The 15852-nt window shown below is 57.6% G+C and carries 11 protein-coding genes; 8 read left to right on the forward strand and 3 right to left on the reverse strand.

Annotated elements, in window-relative coordinates; all coding sequences use genetic code 11:
• Positions 1 to 617 precede the first annotated feature (617 nt).
• The 6 genes from E4K65_RS13260 to E4K65_RS13290 all read left to right on the forward strand — a co-directional run bounded on the left by E4K65_RS13260 (position 618) and on the right by E4K65_RS13290 (position 8084).
• Positions 618 to 1328: a hypothetical protein gene (locus tag E4K65_RS13260; protein ID WP_235885619.1), complete on the forward strand. Its 711-nt coding sequence runs from the start codon at positions 618 to 620 to the stop codon at positions 1326 to 1328.
• Between the two features lie 436 nt (positions 1329 to 1764).
• Positions 1765 to 3117 carry a M16 family metallopeptidase gene (locus E4K65_RS13265; RefSeq protein ID WP_135174585.1) on the forward strand — a complete coding sequence of 451 codons (1353 nt, stop codon included), beginning with the start codon at positions 1765 to 1767 and terminating at the stop codon, positions 3115 to 3117.
• Positions 3117 to 4523, forward strand: coding sequence for a M16 family metallopeptidase (locus E4K65_RS47185; RefSeq protein WP_167770771.1), 1407 nt, complete (start codon positions 3117 to 3119; stop codon positions 4521 to 4523). Before E4K65_RS13265 ends, E4K65_RS47185 begins: the two co-directional genes overlap by 1 nt.
• Before the next feature lie 1487 nt (positions 4524 to 6010).
• The gene (locus E4K65_RS13280) at positions 6011 to 6760 is read left to right on the forward strand and encodes a P-loop NTPase family protein (RefSeq protein WP_135174520.1); all 750 of its coding nucleotides are present in this window, start codon (positions 6011 to 6013) and stop codon (positions 6758 to 6760) included.
• A gap of 58 nt (positions 6761 to 6818) precedes the next feature.
• Positions 6819 to 7538, forward strand: a complete 720-nt coding sequence (locus E4K65_RS13285; protein WP_135174521.1) for a hypothetical protein — start codon at positions 6819 to 6821, stop codon at positions 7536 to 7538.
• Between the two features lie 246 nt (positions 7539 to 7784).
• A complete protein-coding gene (locus E4K65_RS13290) occupies positions 7785 to 8084 on the forward strand; it encodes a hypothetical protein (protein WP_235885620.1) in 300 nt (99 codons plus the stop codon).
• Positions 8085 to 8138: 54 nt separating this feature from the next.
• Here the strand turns inward: E4K65_RS13290 and E4K65_RS13295 are convergent, their stop codons facing one another.
• The gene (locus E4K65_RS13295; RefSeq protein WP_135174523.1) at positions 8139 to 8444 is read right to left on the reverse strand and encodes a hypothetical protein; all 306 of its coding nucleotides are present in this window, start codon (positions 8442 to 8444) and stop codon (positions 8139 to 8141) included.
• Between the two features lie 1391 nt (positions 8445 to 9835).
• On the opposite strand from E4K65_RS13295, the gene E4K65_RS13305 reads away from it, so the two are divergent.
• Both E4K65_RS13305 and modC read left to right on the forward strand, forming a co-directional pair.
• Positions 9836 to 10906, forward strand: coding sequence for a cytochrome-c peroxidase (locus tag E4K65_RS13305; protein WP_135174524.1), 1071 nt, complete (start codon positions 9836 to 9838; stop codon positions 10904 to 10906).
• A gap of 1142 nt (positions 10907 to 12048) precedes the next feature.
• Positions 12049 to 13173 carry a molybdenum ABC transporter ATP-binding protein gene (modC, locus tag E4K65_RS13310; protein WP_135174525.1) on the forward strand — a complete coding sequence of 375 codons (1125 nt, stop codon included), beginning with the start codon at positions 12049 to 12051 and terminating at the stop codon, positions 13171 to 13173.
• 318 nt (positions 13174 to 13491) lie between these two features.
• On the opposite strand, the gene E4K65_RS13315 is transcribed toward modC, so the two are convergent.
• Together E4K65_RS13315 and E4K65_RS48705 are read right to left on the reverse strand one after the other, a co-directional pair.
• Positions 13492 to 15495 (reverse strand): hypothetical protein, encoded by a 2004-nt coding sequence (locus E4K65_RS13315; RefSeq protein ID WP_235885621.1) that lies wholly within the window; start codon positions 15493 to 15495, stop codon positions 13492 to 13494.
• A 7-nt stretch (positions 15496 to 15502) separates the two neighbouring features.
• Positions 15503 to 15790, reverse strand: coding sequence for a hypothetical protein (locus E4K65_RS48705; RefSeq protein WP_235885622.1), 288 nt, complete (start codon positions 15788 to 15790; stop codon positions 15503 to 15505).
• Positions 15791 to 15852: the final 62 nt, after the last annotated feature.

Below are 15852 nucleotides of genomic sequence, written 5' to 3' on the forward strand. Positions count from 1 at the left end.
TGATTTAGCGGTGCGCTTGCGCGGCGGGAGTCCAGAGGGATTTCAGCGAGAATTTAGCGGAATCGAAGAAGGCCAGAAATACTCATCGATACTCATGGGAGGTAGTATCGCCGCAACTGCCGACGATTAAAGGGCTATGGGAACGAGGCTAACGTTCGGGATCCACTGGGACGCAAACTACCACCCATTGGTCCACACCCGATTGATGCGGGGCCTCCCATCGGATGTCACGTGTGCCGCTAACTGTGCTTCAAAACGTGCCGCAGTCCTACCCCTGAATAGGCGGCGTCGTGAATCTGCTGAAACTATCGTGCCTGTCAGCATGGCGGCCCGCCAGAGCGCCCCTCGCGAGGTCAAGAGAGGCCGTTTTAGACCCGCGACTAGCAACGACAAGTGTCCCTGGTTTTGCGGCCGTGTGGATCACAAAAGGCTACTGCGCCATTCAAGGGGACGCTTCAGCCAGCCGAACGACCTCTGGCCATCAGCCTACCAAAACAAGGAGACGACGGCCTCTTGTTTGCAGCATATGCTCTGCGAGCGTACGGATGACACGAGCGTACGGATGACAACAATTGTGGGCCGGCACGCTCGCATCCTACGCGTTTAGGGGCACTCCGATGATCACGCCGTTTCGACGGAACTGGAGTCCAAAAGAATTACTTGATACTCTTACGCCAGCGATGTTCGCCGCCGAGCCGTCGGCTGTCCGCGCACGTTGGGAAAAATTGTGGCCCGATCTGTACACCGAATATGACGCCCGGTACTTGAAACAAGAATTAGTGGCGCGAGATCTTATCGCTTCCGATGAAGCTGCTGCATTCTTTAACGCCTGGGCGATTGACGAAGAGCGCCACACCGACGGATTCATCCGGATCATTGAACTTGTCGCTAATGGATCCGAAAAGACTCTTCGGGAGAGATTGGAGGCTCGATCTCATGATTTTGGGCCGATCGTTGAACACCTGAAGGACGAATTTTCCGTGATGGTTATGATCGCATTTGATGAAATGTGCACTTGCCGCGCCTATGCAGCAGAAAAACCGTTTTATGACGCCCTTGGGAACAACACGTTCCATCATTGGCTGCGGGAGGTAATTGCCGACGAGGCGGTCCACTCGATGAACGCCGTTAATGTTATCTGCTCGCGCTATCGCGATCGCATCGGCCAAGTCGGCACAATTCTTGATAACCTAATCCGCGCGGCCGATACTCTACGCTATTCTGGCACCTTCGTCCTCGACTACTTCGGCGCAGTGTACTCCAGGGAGCTTCTCGCCGACTCCCGCCTCGCGACCATGAGAAATATTGCCAAGCCACTCATCGTGTAGAGCGAGATCTGTAACCGCGAGCCTGCGGAAAGTTGGTCCGACGTCATACCGCCGCTCAATCGATCTCTTCTGCAAGTTTTCCATTCTGCCAGTTGACGCCAGGTTTTCTTGACGCGTCGTGCGTAAATGTCGTGTTCACGACATGTCGACGGTTCACCTTTTGCCAGGATGGTAGGTGCCAGTTCTGCTTTGTATCCACTTGGCGTGCGCGCGGCCGTGAGTACGCCACTCCAGCGACTGGTCCGGTCTTTGCTCTGCTGTTTGGCAAAACGAGCGGCTCCGCGCTTTGTCGGATTTGTCTGCCATGAACGTTGATCAGCATGGAATGAAAGGCGATACCATGAAGAATCTGATTTCGGTCACCGCCAAGGCAGGAGGTACCGCCACTAATGCCTCTGGCACGACGACGCCTACCGCGCTGGCGGTCGAGCACAGAATGGATGATAGCACTGACTTATATCTTCCTGAAGGGGAGAGCGTCTTTGCCGACACGGTCAGATCGGATCGACCAGCTAGCTTCACGCTTCAGAACGGCCTCCAGGTGGTCGTGATCCCGGATCATCGCACACCCGTTGTGACTCAGATGATCTGGTATAAGGTCGGTTCCGCCGACGAGCCGCCTGGCAAATCGGGGCTTGCGCATTTCCTCGAACACCTGATGTTCAAGGGCACCTCCAAACATCCAGCGAATGAATTCTCCAAGGCCGTCCTGCGCGCCGGCGGCAATCAGAACGCCTTCACCGGGCTCGACTACACCAGCTACTTCCAGCACGTGCCGCGCGAGCACCTCGGCAAGATGATGGAATTTGAAGCCGACCGCATGACCGGTCTCATCCTCAAAGATGAGGACGTGCTTTCCGAGCGCGACGTCGTGCTGGAGGAATTCAATATGAGCGTCGCCAACAATCCGCGTGAACGTCTCGCCGAGCAGATGATGGCGGCGCTTTACCTCAACCACCCCTATGGACGCCCCATTATCGGGTGGCGCCACGAAATCGAAAAGCTTACCCGAGAGGATGCGCTTACTTTCTACAAGCGCATTTATGCACCGAACAACGCGATCCTGATCGTCGCTGGCGACGTCGCCCCTAAGGAAATCCGCCCGATGGTGACGGAGACATTTGGCGCCATCCCCACGCAAGCATCAATTCCCCTGGAACGCCTGCGGCCGCAGGAGCCGACGCCGGCCGCGCCGCGCACAGTGACGTTGGCCGATGCCCGCGTCGAGCAGCCAGCCCTGCACCGCTATTATCTTGTACCATCGGCTCGCACCGCGGCCGCCGGCGAGGGTCCAGTGCTTGACGTGCTCGAGCAGTTGATGGGCGGCGGCGTCAACTCATACCTCTATCGCTCGCTGGTGGTCGAAAAGCAGCTCGCGGTCACTGCCGGAGCGAGTTACCACTCGGCCGCGCTCGATCCCTCGCTATTCGCGGCTTCTGCCGTACCAAAACCCGGCGTCAAGCTCAGCCAGATCGAGCGCTCCATCGACGAGGTAATAGCCGACATTGCGGGTAATCCCGCGAGCAACGCAGATCTCGAGAGGGTCAAGACGCGGCTGATCGCGCGGGTAACCTACGCCCAGGACAATCAGGAGATGCTCGCACGCTGGTATGGCCGCGGCCTCACAACGGGACTATCCATCGACGATATTCGGGGCTGGCCGGATGGCATCCGCGCGGTCGGTGCCCAGCAGGTGCAGGAGGCCGCGCGGAAATGGTTCGACAAGAAACGAGCGGTGACCGGCTATCTCATCAAAGAATCCACCCTAAAACACGGGGAGAAGCTCTAATGATCCATCCTTGCACACGACGTGAGGTCCTCCTTGGGGGAGGCTCGCTCACAATCGCCACGCTCGCTTCGCCCAATTCGCTTGCCGCCACGAGGACGCATGCCCGGACCAGGATCAGGCGCCTGGTTTCGTCTTGCGGTATAGAAGCCTGGTTCGTGCAGGATTCCACTGTCCCGTTGATCGCGATGGAATTTGCCTTCACCGGCGGCGCGACTCAGGACCCCGAACAAAAACCTGGCGTAAGCCACATGGTTGCTGGCCTGCTCAAGGAAGGTTCCGCCGAGCTTGACTTCAAGACCTTTCATGAGCGGCTCGAGCATCGCGCCATTGATCTGCATTTTCACTCGACCCATGATCACTTCCGCGGTTCCTTGCGCACGCTCGAGGACAACGCAGACGACGCCTTCGACCTTTTACGGATGGCGCTAACCTCGCCCCGTTTCGACGCGGCCGATGTCGAACGGATCCGTGCCACTGCGCTTGCGCGCCTTCGGCACGACTCGACCGATCCTTCGTCTCTGGCCCATCGCAAGTTCCTCGAAGTCGCCTTTAGCAATCATCCTTATGCTCGCCCAGTCGGGGGCTCGCTGGAAAGCGTGCCGAAGATCGAAGTCGCGGATCTCAAGGGCTATGTCCGACGCGTGCTCGCAAAAGACACGCTCAAACTCGCGGTGGTCGGCGACGTCGATCCAGAGGTCCTCTGCAAGCTGCTCGACAAAACCTTTGGCAGCCTGCCGACCAAAGCGGAAGCGACGCCGGTTTCCGACGTCATCGCAGCAAAGCCGCCGCAGCGGGTCTTTATTCCGCTCGACGTTCCGCAGACAGTTGTAACTTTTGGCGGTCCAGCCGTCCGTCGCACCGAGACCGATTTCATGGCCACCTATGTGGTCAACCACATCCTCGGCGGCGCCGGCCTGACGTCGCGTTTGTTCCGCGAAGTCCGCGAGAAGCGCGGACTAGCCTACTCCGTTCGTGAGAACCTGGTCTGGCTGGATCATTCAGCCATGTTTCTCGGCAATAGCGGCACCTGCGCCGATCGTGCCGACGAAACGGTCGAAGAAATCGAGAAGCAGGTCCGCCACATCGCCGAGGAGGGACCGACTCAGCAGGAACTCGATGATGCAAAGTCCTACCTGAAGGGCTCGCAAATGCTGGCTCTCAACACATCATCAAAGCTTGCGCGGACGCTGCAGCAGCAGCAGCTTGACAAGCTGCCCATCGACTATTTCGACAAGCACAACGCCGTGGTCGATGGGGTGACGTTGGCAGACGCCAAGAGAGCAGCGCGGCGGCTGTGGGGCGATGGTCTGCTCACAATTATCGTTGGCCGCTCTCCAAAGGACGCAACGCAGCCGACCACCATGCCATCGGCGACCATACTTCCGCCAGGCGCGTCCGGCAGATAAATGCCGCTCCGATGGCGCCACCGAATTGAATTTCTAGCAGCCAGGCGCTTAGCAAGCGCCTGGCTGCTCCGCACAGCGTGCGCCTAGCCACCCGCCTTTAGCTCGTGGAGATATTCGCTCGTGGACAGTTACCATGCGGCCGCTCGAGCACGGTTTTTGCTCAATCGCGTTGCCAAATAAGTAGTCCGGGTTGAAATCTTCAGGGCAACCAAATGCAAGATAGAAAATAGCCCCGGCGAACAGTAAGTTGAGGCGCTGTCGTCCTGCCATTGGGCAATAGCTCAGGCGTGGAAATAACCCCTTACCAAATGGCTTGTCCCAATTCTTCATTTCCAGGCTATCAGCGATGGCCGGATCGGAGCTCTTCGCAGCGCCAGAGGATCGCTACTTTCGACCGCCTTCGGCCTGTGCTCGAGCTGCGTTAAGCCGGCAGGGCTGTACCGTGGCGCCAGCGGCATCGATGCCCCTCCAGCGCAAACCCTAGGGAATGTCTGGCAGACTCCGGTGGTTGCCCCATATGAAGGCAAGCGCGGTGTAGCTTTACGCCGAGGCCGAATATGCAGACCAACTATATAAAGCGCGACCGACCAGAAGAAACGAGAAGTGGACGCGCACCTCGCATTCCCTTTCAGGCGGGCTTGCCCGAGTAAACTGAAAGGGTGATCAGAGTGGGCGCTTCAAAACGGTAACGTACACCGTCCGACGCACCCAGGAAGCGGCCCAGCGAGAACGCACACGCGCCAGGCCATCGTTCATTCCGCGCAGCTTCCCGCAGTGCCCGAGGGGAGGATCGCCGGTCCTATTCGCTCGACGCCGGCCTTCTTTTGACGCAGCGTTCTCGATCTCGCTTCGCTACCGATGTTGCGCCGTCGGGCGTGCCCGCTCAGCCTTCGATCTCGTTCTCCATGAGACGATAATCTCGGCTCGACGCGAACAGATGTGTGCTTGCTATTTGCGTCAGCAGCCCGTTTCAGCGCTCGCATATCTCGATCTCTTTAGCATCTGAGAGCTCGCTCGTTCAGGGTCATTGTCTGCCGAAAAGACGACGATCTGTTCCAGCGGACCTTTGATGATTTACCAAGCCATAGTCGTACCGCGTAGCACCACCTTTTCTTCCCCGAGCTCGCAATCTAACGCTACGTAAGATTCGGTCGCTTTATGCCAATCTAGATAGCGGCGTCGATAGATAACTTACGGCAACGCAGCGATCACCACAGGCAGGCCATTGGTTCTTGGCGGCACGCATTCCAGCCGCTTACAAACCTCACGTAGATCACCACCACGAGTGATTTACTCCCCATTATCGGCTTGCATCGTCATTGCAATCCAAGGCCGTCACTCGCTTGATGTTGAAATGTTCATCGGTTGCAGATCTCTCTCATCCGAAGGTTCATTGCCCCTTCTTTCTGCCATGTTCGCATCCAAAGCAGAGACGCGTCGGTTGCGCAGTTTGCGCGCGGCAATAGCGAGTGTCTCAGGAGATTTCCATGGTGAAGCCAGTTGTAATTGTGGTAGGTGCGGACAAGGGAGGGGTCGGCAAAACTACCGTATCACGAACGCTACTGGACTACTTCAGCGTCAACAACGTGCAAACACGCGCATTCGACACGGAGTCGCCGCGGGGAACGCTGAAGCGCTTTTATCCCGAGATCACCGAGATCGTTGACATGACGGCGACAGCGGACCAGATGAAGATCTTCGATACCCTGAACTCAGGGCTGTCCGTCACTGTCATTGATGCTCGTGCGGGCTTACTGTCCTCTGCGCTGGCTTCCTTGCGCGACATCGGATTTCTGGACTCGGCGCGGTCTGGCCAGATAACATTCGCCGTATTCCATATCCTGGGATCATCCATCGCTTCGTTAGACGAAATCGCGGAGACCGCGACCTTCATGAACGGCGCAAAGTACTACCTAGTCAAGAACTTCATCAACGACACTCAATTCTTCCAGTGGGATCAAGCGACCTATAATTCCTATTTTCACCGCATCAAACATGCGACTGAGTTGGTCATACCGAAGCTCAACGAGATGGCTTATGAGCAGGTGGAAGTTGCATCCGTCCCATTCGTAGACTTCGTCGCGAACAAGGGGCGGAACGATGAACCCGCGAACAACTCCTTCGTGCTGCGCGGTTATGTCCGGCATTGGCTGGCAAATGTCTGGAGCGAATTTGATCGCATCAACTTGACGGAATTGGCCGGCGCCAAGTCCGCCACCCGGGCCGGCGAGAAGTAGTCGCATTTCGGCGAGCTCAGGTCGGGCCCACGTACGAAACGAAATTGATCTGCTGGCTATGTTAGCGACCCCCATCTACATCATTTGCTCTCCTAGCCCGCAGGTCGGTAAAACTCTCATCGCTCGGGCCATGAGCGAGTTCTTGCTGCTGAAAAACGGCACAGCACTGTCGTTTGATGTCAACTTGAAAGAGCCGTCGTTGCTCGACTACCTCCCTAACATCACGGAGACCGCGGATGTGATCGACACTTATGGCAAGATGCAGCTGATGGACCCTCTTATCATCCACGACCGGGTCGCCAAGGTAATCGATCTCGGCTTTCACGCCTTCGACGAATTCTTCAGGATGTGCGAAGAGATCGGCTTCATGAAGGAGACGGCGCGCTGCTATGTCGCCCCCACCATTCTCTTCATCGCAGGCGCTGACCGCATCTCCTTTCGCGGTTATGAAATGCTGCGGCGGCGAATTCCGGCGGCGTCGCTGGTCACCGTCCACAATGAATTCGTGCTTCGTGGCGAATTACCTGAAGCGATGGATGGCGAGCGGGTGCTTCGAATTCCCGCGCTTCCGCTGTTCCTCAAGAGATATATAGACCGGCTTGGCTTTTCCTTCACTGGATATCTACGCAACGAGAATGACTGGTCCACCGAGCTGCATCAATGGATCCGACGGAACTACAGCATGTTTCGCGATCTGGATTCGAGTGTGATGCTGCGAAAGGTCTATCGATCTCGGGGCACGGATATCGACAGCCTACGTTGCACAAGGGCTACTTGAGATTCCGATCTGCCTGCCATCTATGCGTCCGGTCTATGGGTCGTCTTCGATGGCGCTCTCAAGGGTCTCGAACGCATGAATTTCGATTTACGACCCTTCAGTGGACTGCGTATCTTTGCTCACCGAACGAACGGGCGGGAAAGTCGCGAGTCTTCGGATGCAATTATTCGGCAGGAAGGCGGAGCGAAGGAATGGCCGCTCGATGACCAGCGCTATGCTTGATACTCCAGGGACGAAGCATCTGTGATGACTTCAATTGATGATGCATTAAGTGAGATCAGATCCCTGCGGAGCGAAATCTGGCGATGCCGTCGACTCCTTAAAACGGACCTACATGGCGCGGAGCGCAAGGCCGTCGAGAATCGTCTGGTTGAACAACTTTCTGCCTTTGAACGGCTCTTGGCGACGGCGTTTCCTTTGACCTTGAGCCCGAAACGGTATTCGGCCAAGAGCATCACGATCGGGCAAACTGATTCCCCTGAAGCGCCCATCGACAACGCCGCAATGGCATCAAGCAGTTCCTTCGGGAAGTCGATGGGCGGATAACAAAAGAGGTTTCCTGGCTCTATCTGTGTCTTTAGCCCGGCAGTCGAAACCGGGCTATTCTCCAGCTGAGAAACCTGAAGAAGACCACGACGGAACAACCTCCAACGCTAACGTTCCGGCAATCTTTTGCCAGTTATAGCCTGCCGGAAAATACTTCGTTGCCGACCACAACGCCATAGATTGATGGGCAGCACGAATTCCTGCAGATGTCCTGCCGTAACCACCGCAGTTACACAGATTGTCCTTCCGACCAGCTACGACCAAGCCGATGGCAATCTCACGGCGGGCCCAAAGTCGGCGGATCGCTGCAGCGCTGAAGAGCGCAACTGCTTCAGTACGAAATTGAAGTTCAGAGCGCATTGCAATCTCGTAGCGCGCGTGGGCGCACATCGATCGCTGATCGGGGCCAATCGATTCACGGAGCTCAGCCCCCGGATAGATGAACTGCGGCGCGGCAGGCTGATGCTTCAGCCCGATCGACTTTCGGCCAAACTCTGGCCCGCAGGTCTAAACACCTCACTGTCGCTCAATTTCTGCAACTGCAACTGCCACTCGGACGCCTCACTCTCGATGGAGGACGACCGGAAGCCTATTGAGACGCCGTCTTGGTCCTTCTTTTCTCTCCGCCGCAATTGGCATGATGCGGCGGCATTCGCCGCGTAAATTCTTGAAATTGTCCCTAAGGCAAAAGATGGCTACCTCCACATCGCTAGGCCCTCTAAAGCGGTCACAGAAGCGCATCACGTCTAGTCTGCATGACATTAAGACTTGCTCGGCCCCACGATCTCGCGCACGAGCTTGTTCTGTGCACCACGTGGCTGCGATCGCGATCACGATCGCAGCGAGGGCGGATGCACAGCAATGCGCATTGCAAATCCAGCTCATTCGTCGCTCTTGATTCACCAAACCTGTCTTAAGTCGCATATCCTTCACTATTATTCTTTGCCCCGCGAGCGTCATCTGTTTGCCGGATACGGCGCGTCGGCAGCCATGATCGCGCCTGTTGCGGGGCAGCCGCAATGATTAAGGCCTCCGAATCATCGTCCCGCCACGCGCAACACGCTCATTGCGAAGACGGAGGTACGGCAAAGATTGGCCGTTTAGCGCATGTGTGGCGATGCTGTCTCCCCGGTGGCGTTCTACTTCGCAATGCCTACAACCTGACGCCACGGTCGATTCAAGGACTTTGAGCGTCCGGCACGTGTGAATACGTGCTGAGACGGGCATACCCACATTTGGTGGCAGTAGGACGAAACTCCTGACAACTGCACGCCTGACCGACTGCCCCGCGGGGTGGGGGTTGAAGCTCAAAGCGCACGCATCGAGCCGAGCAGCGACAAGCTGCGCCGGCGCAGCTCGCGTTGTTCGCGGTCCCAGCCAGCTGACCTGCAGAGTCAAAGAGTGCCGTACGGGTGAGTTTCCGAGAAGCACGGAGGCTTGGACCGACAGGCCAGGATTCCTGTGGCTGGATGATGATTCGTCGCACCGGTCACGTACCGTCGATTCGACAGCCTCAAGCCGCTTGCTGCAATTCACAGCGCGCAATTGCTTGAAACCAGCTCAGTAGGCTTCGACCTTGAGCCCCCTGGCACGCCGGTTGCTATAGCACCGGCGGAGCGTCGGCCTGGGTGCAGCCTAGCCCAGCATACGGAAGACACCATTCGTTGACTGCTGCACGTCGTTCTGCGGGCGGACGCGGACCGAGCGCTATGTTTGCGATTCCACGATCTAGGAGAAAAGCGAGACATCACATGAGGAAAATAGCGGTACGCGAGCTTTCCAGGGCCGGTAGGTTAAGTGTTGTGGCCTCAGCCATTCTGGTTTCACCCGCAGCAGGCGCCAATGAGGATTTGATGCGCGTCGCCAAGCGGATTTTCAAGCCAATTCCCTCAGTCGCTCCAGCGGTGAAGGACAATCCTATCACCCATGAAAAGATCACACTTGGCAAATCCTTGTTTTTCGATTCGAGGCTATCGGCGAGCGGCGTTATTAGCTGCAATACGTGTCATAACCTTGGGACGGGCGGGGTAGATGCCGGCCCGAGGTCGATTGGTCATCGTTGGCAGCTGGGGTCACGTCGTGCGCCAACAGTCTATAACGCGGTCTTCAACGTGGCGCAGTTCTGGGATGGTCGAGCGGCGGATCTTAAGGCGCAAGCCGCAGGCCCTGTCCAGGCCAGCGTCGAAATGAATGCGACGCCCGATCACGTGCTCAAAACATTGAATTCAATGACCGATTATGTCGTTATGTTCAGTAAGGCTTTTCCAAACGAAGTGGCGCCCGTTACGTTTGACAATTTCGCCAAGGCCATCGAGGCTTTCGAGGCAACCTTGATTACTCCCGCCGCCCCCTTCGATCAGTACCTCGAGGGCGATGAATATGCTCTCAGCGATCAGCAGAAAACCGGGCTAAAGCTATTCATCGAAAAGGGATGTTCCTCTTGCCACAACGGAATTAACGTCGGTGGACAGGATTATTTTCGCTTCGGCGTCATTAAAAGGCCAGCCGAAAGCCTGCTTCCAAAGGAGGACAAGGGTCGTTTTGCCGTCACTAAGGATCTCGGCGACGAGTATGTTTTCCGCTCGGCGCCATTGCGCAACGTCGCATTGCGTCCGCCCTACTTTCATTCTGGTCAGGTTTGGAGTCTTAAGCAAGCGGTCGGCGTCATGAGTGAGGTTCAGCTTGGAGCAAAGCTCAGCGATGAAGAAACTGACAAGATTGTCGCCTTTCTGAATTCGCTCACCGGGCAGCTGCCGAAGATCGAGTACCCGATACTGCCCACGCGCACCAGTGCAACGCCAAAGCCCTCCTTAGACAAATAGGCCTTCACGATAGCGTAGGCGATCCAAGCTGGAGCATTCAGCAGGCTCAAATTGCGGACCTCGAGCCCCAACCCGTTCGTCGCCGACGCCAGAGTTCCTTAGGCGCCGGTCAAGTCATCCGTCTTGGGCAGCTCAATCCTGCGTCGACTCGCGAGGCAACGAAGGCCCGCGCGCCCTGAAATACGTCGGCGACCCGTGCTGCTAGGAGACGTTCTGCCGTAGCTCGCGGGCACCGCATATCATCTCACATCAGCCCTTTTTTCAAGCGCCCGGCCGCCGACCTTCTCCTCCGCACAGATCGGAACGTGCGCCAGATCGGATGGCATGCACTTGTCCCTCTTTGACGAGTTTTACGGCCGCATGTTCGCCAAAGCACCATCCCCAATCCAAAAGGCGATGGATCATCCTCAGCTTCCATGTGGTAGCTCCTACATGTGCGCATGGTGACGCGAGCGTCCACAGTCCTACAATAAGATGTGACGACTTAGGATGTCGGGTGGAGACCGATACAAAACCTCCCTTGCCGCAAGACGCGCAGATATTCCTTGAAACGGCACGCGGATTGCTGGGTAGGGATCAACCAGTCGCCGCCAAAGAAAGGGCGCGGGGAGCCGGAGTTTCAATGAGATTTATCCGATTCATCCTGATCGATCTGGCTTTGATGCTGGTCGCACCCGAGAATGCAGAAGCCATGACCGTAGCTCCCGGCGCAAACTTCAAATCGGCTAGCAAAGCCGTGGGATCCTTGATGCGGATTTCGGGCCCCGAGCTAGTATTCAGCTCTGGCCTGAGCCGGCATCTTTACCGCCAAACCTCTCAAGCCGCGCAATTTGGACATTCAGCAAAAGCCTCCGGGCCGGCGAAGCAGGCTGAAAACCTCGCGCTAAGGGAGAGGCGCTTTGCCTCTCATTGGCAAGCGCACTGGGCAGCGTCCGACTGTCACGATCGTCGCGGCGCGGAGATGCTCAAGAAGCCTCTGATCTTAACACAGATCTGCAGTCCACCGCCGCAGCTTATGCCCTCAGGCGAGCAGAGACGCCGTGCTGGAGCGGCACCGGCCGGATTATCTAAGGCACGGCGATCATCTCTATTGCAGCTGTGCTCGTGACTTGGATGGGAAGATACAGCACAGGCGCAGGTTCATGAGAGAAGCAAGAACGGGCTATATTGAGGTTGCGTTCAACGGCTCTCTCGCGAACATTCCGTTAGATGCGCAATTCATCCTGCCGGCCAAAGGCGTCACAGCAATTTTTGGTCCGCCCGGGTGCGGCAAGACCACACTCGCGCGCTGCATCGCCGGCGTGCAGCATGTGCCGACTGGATTTTGTGCGGTCGATGGAGAGGTTTGGCAGGATGAGACAAAGTTTCGACCGCCTCATCTGCGTCCCGTCGCATATGTATTCCGACCACCAATTCCTCTTTCTCATTGGTCTGTACGGCGCACCCTCCTATACAAGGCGTCAACATCGACACCAACACTAATCGATTTTGATGGAGTGGTCGAATTGCTCGCCTTGTCGCCGCTGCTCGAGCGTTCGCCATCACATCTTTCGGCGGCCGAGCGACAGCGACTTGCTCTTGGCAGCGCGCTGTTGGGCCAGCCTCAGCTACTTTTGCTGGACGATCCACTCATTGTGCTCGACCGCGCCGCCAAATGCGAGATCCTGCCATTTCTCGAGCGCATACGGGAAACGCTCCCATTGCCGATGATCTACATCACCCAAGATTACGCTGATATCGAGCGTTTTGCCGATCATCTTGTCATGATGAAAGATGGCGTCGTGACAGCGGCCGGGCCGCTCAACGTCGTTCAGACCGATCCGGCGCTTGCCGGGCGCGGCGAAGCGGCAGTCTGTCTTGATACCTTGGTCGGCGGCTATGATGGACGCTATGGGCTGATCATGCTCCGCCTTAACGGGGCGCGCCTTCTGATACCTGGAGTGCCGCTTAGACCGGGCGCGCAGCTGCGGCTGCGCATCGCAGCCGGCGATGTCAGCATTGCGTGCGAGCCCCCACGTGCAAGCTCTATCCTCAATGTATTTCCGGCACGCATCAATGCCTTTCTGCCGTTCGACGAGGCGGAGGTCACCTTGGTTCTGGCTCTTGAAACTTGCCGTTCTGGCGTGCCGCTTTTGGCGCGCATCACGCGCCGCTCGTTTGATGCGCTACGGCTCAGCAATGGAGCGAACGTTTTTGCGGAGATCGCGCGCGCCGTTCCGCTCGCGGCTGCCGAGCGGTACTTGCACCGCCTGCCACGATCCGCATGAGAGCGTTCGGCAGCTATGCCCCGATACGAGAAACACATCAACAGGGTGGTGGCGCGAGATCTCAACGAGACGGGCGCGCAGCGGGGCCTTCAGACCCAGCTGCGGTTATTTGGGGACGATGATACCGGATCGCTTGATGACGACAGGAGACAGTCGACCACGTCGTCTCCGAAATCGCCCATCAGGCTCTTCCGCCTCCGAAAACAGCCTTAGCTCTTGCGTCCGCTCCCACGCTCTGCGCCACCACGATGCCTTGCGAACGTGCCGATTGCGGACCTTCTATGGCGAGAGTTCAACCTGCTGCCCTTTCCGCCGATATCAACCCCTCAGTCGGTTCTGCAGTGCCTGCCGGTCGACGACGAGATTGCTTAGGTTCAGGTCTGGCTGACGTCTGCCCGCTAACCGCCTGGCCAGCGCCCGCGTACCGTCGAGCACAAAGACACACAATCGTAGCCGTTCCTCTGCTGGCGTATTGGGCGTTTTGCAGGTTGTCTTCGGCTCCCACCTGCGCTGCGAGCATTGCTGCGGGTCTGTCATTGCGTCCCCGGGCGGAGTCGTAGTGGTAGGCGACTGGATTGTTGCGATCGCGGCGGTCCACCAGCAGCAAGACCAATGGGACCCGCCGTCATCGGGACCCATGGTGCTGGCGTCATTCACCGGCAAGAACAGAAAGTCGGCTGTGTCGTTACCATTGGGATCATCGACAATCTGATGGAATGCGGATAGCGCGTCGGCGTTGGTACCCTGGCCCACCCGAAAGGCCATGAGAGGATCTACAAACCGGGTCCGGGCGGCAAGATTTGGATTGCTCGCCCATAACTCCTGCGCCAGGAGTTCGTAGTCCCGCTGGATATGCTCGTCGCCCAGCCAGTCCCTGGCTCCGAGCACCCGCCCGCTGCGGTCGCCGGCAGAGGCACTCGCAGCCGAACCGCCGACCCTGGCCTTAGGAGCCGAGGATGGGCCAGCATGATGGATCAGCTGAGCGTCGCGGCGTCCTCGCGGACCCAACGTGATGGAGTAGGTCGCCCCGTTGATGGAGACCGGCTGGGGAGCCATTCGCGAACTTGGCAACAGCATTTTATTGTCAAGTACATCGAGCAGGAAATCCGGCACCGGCTGTGAGCCATGCTGCCAATCCTCGCCGACGAGACATCCGATATCCTCCAGCTCTTGAGGTACGCCTGATGGCCCGATGAAGAACGGAGGTCTGCCGGCATGGCTCTGCACCGGCCCTGACTGGGCATCGTCACGCACCTCCTGCGGTGTGGACGGCAGGTCAACCAAAGAACCGAGCCCCCGATAGATGTCTGAGGACCGAGCTGGCTCACCCTTCGGCGTTGGAAAGTCGAAATAGGTCGGCAGTTGTGGGGACCAAGTCGAGCTCGACCCAGCCGCCTCCTGCAAGCCGGCCTGACCAAACGCGCCTACTATCGGCGGCCACTCACTTTCGGACGGCGGCGTCGGCAAATCTCGCATCCAGGTCGGGATGGAGGTTGAGTCCGAGCCTGCTCTTTGCTGAGGAGCGGGTACACCCAGCGCTCTGTTTGCCTCGAGGACTTGCACATACTGCCTGAGCTTCTTGAGAGTCACGCCGGATTTCCCTTTGGCTTCGCGGTAAGCCCGGTAGTCTGCATCCAGCGAGCGTTGCTGCTTATTGTTGCCGTTGATTCGGCTCGCGATGCTCTCCCTACCCTCTGTGCGGAGCCAGCCACTGAACTTGCGTTGCGCCGAGGCCGTACCTTGAATGGTTTTTCTCCTGTGCTGGGAACTCGGGTCAAGCTTGCTCAGCTCTTCGTTGGCGAGGCCCTCGATGAGGCGGGCGTCGTCGTCGTAAGGGCGAAATCCTTGTTGGGGCTCGAGACCTAGGTATTTTCTAAACGGATCGAGTGGAGCCGTCCGCTTTGTGGCTTTACTGAACGCCGTATAATCTGCGGTCAATGACGATTGCTGCGCAGTGTTGCCGCCGATTCGGTTCATGATGCACGGCCTGCCCTCCCTTTGAAGCCAATCACTAAAAGAGCATAGCCGGGAAACCATCGTCGAAACGGCGGCTTTCTCCTTCTTGGTCGCGTCAGATCCAAGCTTGGACAGAGCGTCGGTCAAAAAGTCATCGATCGTGGAGATGTCCTCCGGATGAGCCGACAATGTTTCGCGTCCCATCAGTCGGGCCCCGGCGCCGACAGCTTGGAGCCCGTCAGCCCCGATCCTGCGCAGATGAGACAGTGCCGCGCTGAGGCGGTCGCGATCATCGCCGCCAGCTTCAACGTACTCGTCGATGTCGGCGGCGAGCGACCTTGGTTCATTGAACGCCCGAAGAGCCAATGGTCCTTTATTCTCGGAGCCAACGAGCAAACGTGTTGAGCGCCTGCACATTGGACTTGATCGTAGCAGCCGGGACCTTTCCAGTCCCGCGGCCTCTGATACCATCGGGAGTAATTCTGTAGTCTTTGACGTTTTCCATGAACTGGCGGATCATCCGCTCGTCCTGGGGATGCATCGGTTGCTCTCGCGTATTCACAAAAGCTGGGGCCAGAATGGCATTTCCAGCCAGGAACTTCTGGAGTGTTTCCAATGCTCCACACACATAGTTCCTGCTGTTGGCGCTGGCCATCTTCATGAATTCATCTTTATAGGCGGCTAACGCACCTAAGATCTTGAGACATTGAGGTCTCTCCTTCT

This window comes from Bradyrhizobium niftali, from assembly GCF_004571025.1.
Taxonomy (GTDB): Bacteria; Pseudomonadota; Alphaproteobacteria; order Rhizobiales; family Xanthobacteraceae; genus Bradyrhizobium; species Bradyrhizobium niftali.

Coding starts and splice junctions, on each gene's coding strand:
- E4K65_RS13260 (WP_235885619.1), top strand. CDS start 618: ATGATCACGCCGTTTCGACGGAACTGGAGTCCAAAAGAATTACTTGAT.
- E4K65_RS13265 (WP_135174585.1), top strand. CDS start 1,765: ATGGATGATAGCACTGACTTATATCTTCCTGAAGGGGAGAGCGTCTTT.
- E4K65_RS47185 (WP_167770771.1), top strand. CDS start 3,117: ATGATCCATCCTTGCACACGACGTGAGGTCCTCCTTGGGGGAGGCTCG.
- E4K65_RS13280 (WP_135174520.1), top strand. CDS start 6,011: ATGGTGAAGCCAGTTGTAATTGTGGTAGGTGCGGACAAGGGAGGGGTC.
- E4K65_RS13285 (WP_135174521.1), top strand. CDS start 6,819: ATGTTAGCGACCCCCATCTACATCATTTGCTCTCCTAGCCCGCAGGTC.
- E4K65_RS13290 (WP_235885620.1), top strand. CDS start 7,785: ATGACTTCAATTGATGATGCATTAAGTGAGATCAGATCCCTGCGGAGC.
- E4K65_RS13295 (WP_135174523.1), bottom strand. CDS start 8,444: ATGCGCTCTGAACTTCAATTTCGTACTGAAGCAGTTGCGCTCTTCAGC.
- E4K65_RS13305 (WP_135174524.1), top strand. CDS start 9,836: ATGAGGAAAATAGCGGTACGCGAGCTTTCCAGGGCCGGTAGGTTAAGT.
- modC (WP_135174525.1), top strand. CDS start 12,049: ATGAGAGAAGCAAGAACGGGCTATATTGAGGTTGCGTTCAACGGCTCT.
- E4K65_RS48705 (WP_235885622.1), bottom strand. CDS start 15,790: ATGAAGATGGCCAGCGCCAACAGCAGGAACTATGTGTGTGGAGCATTG.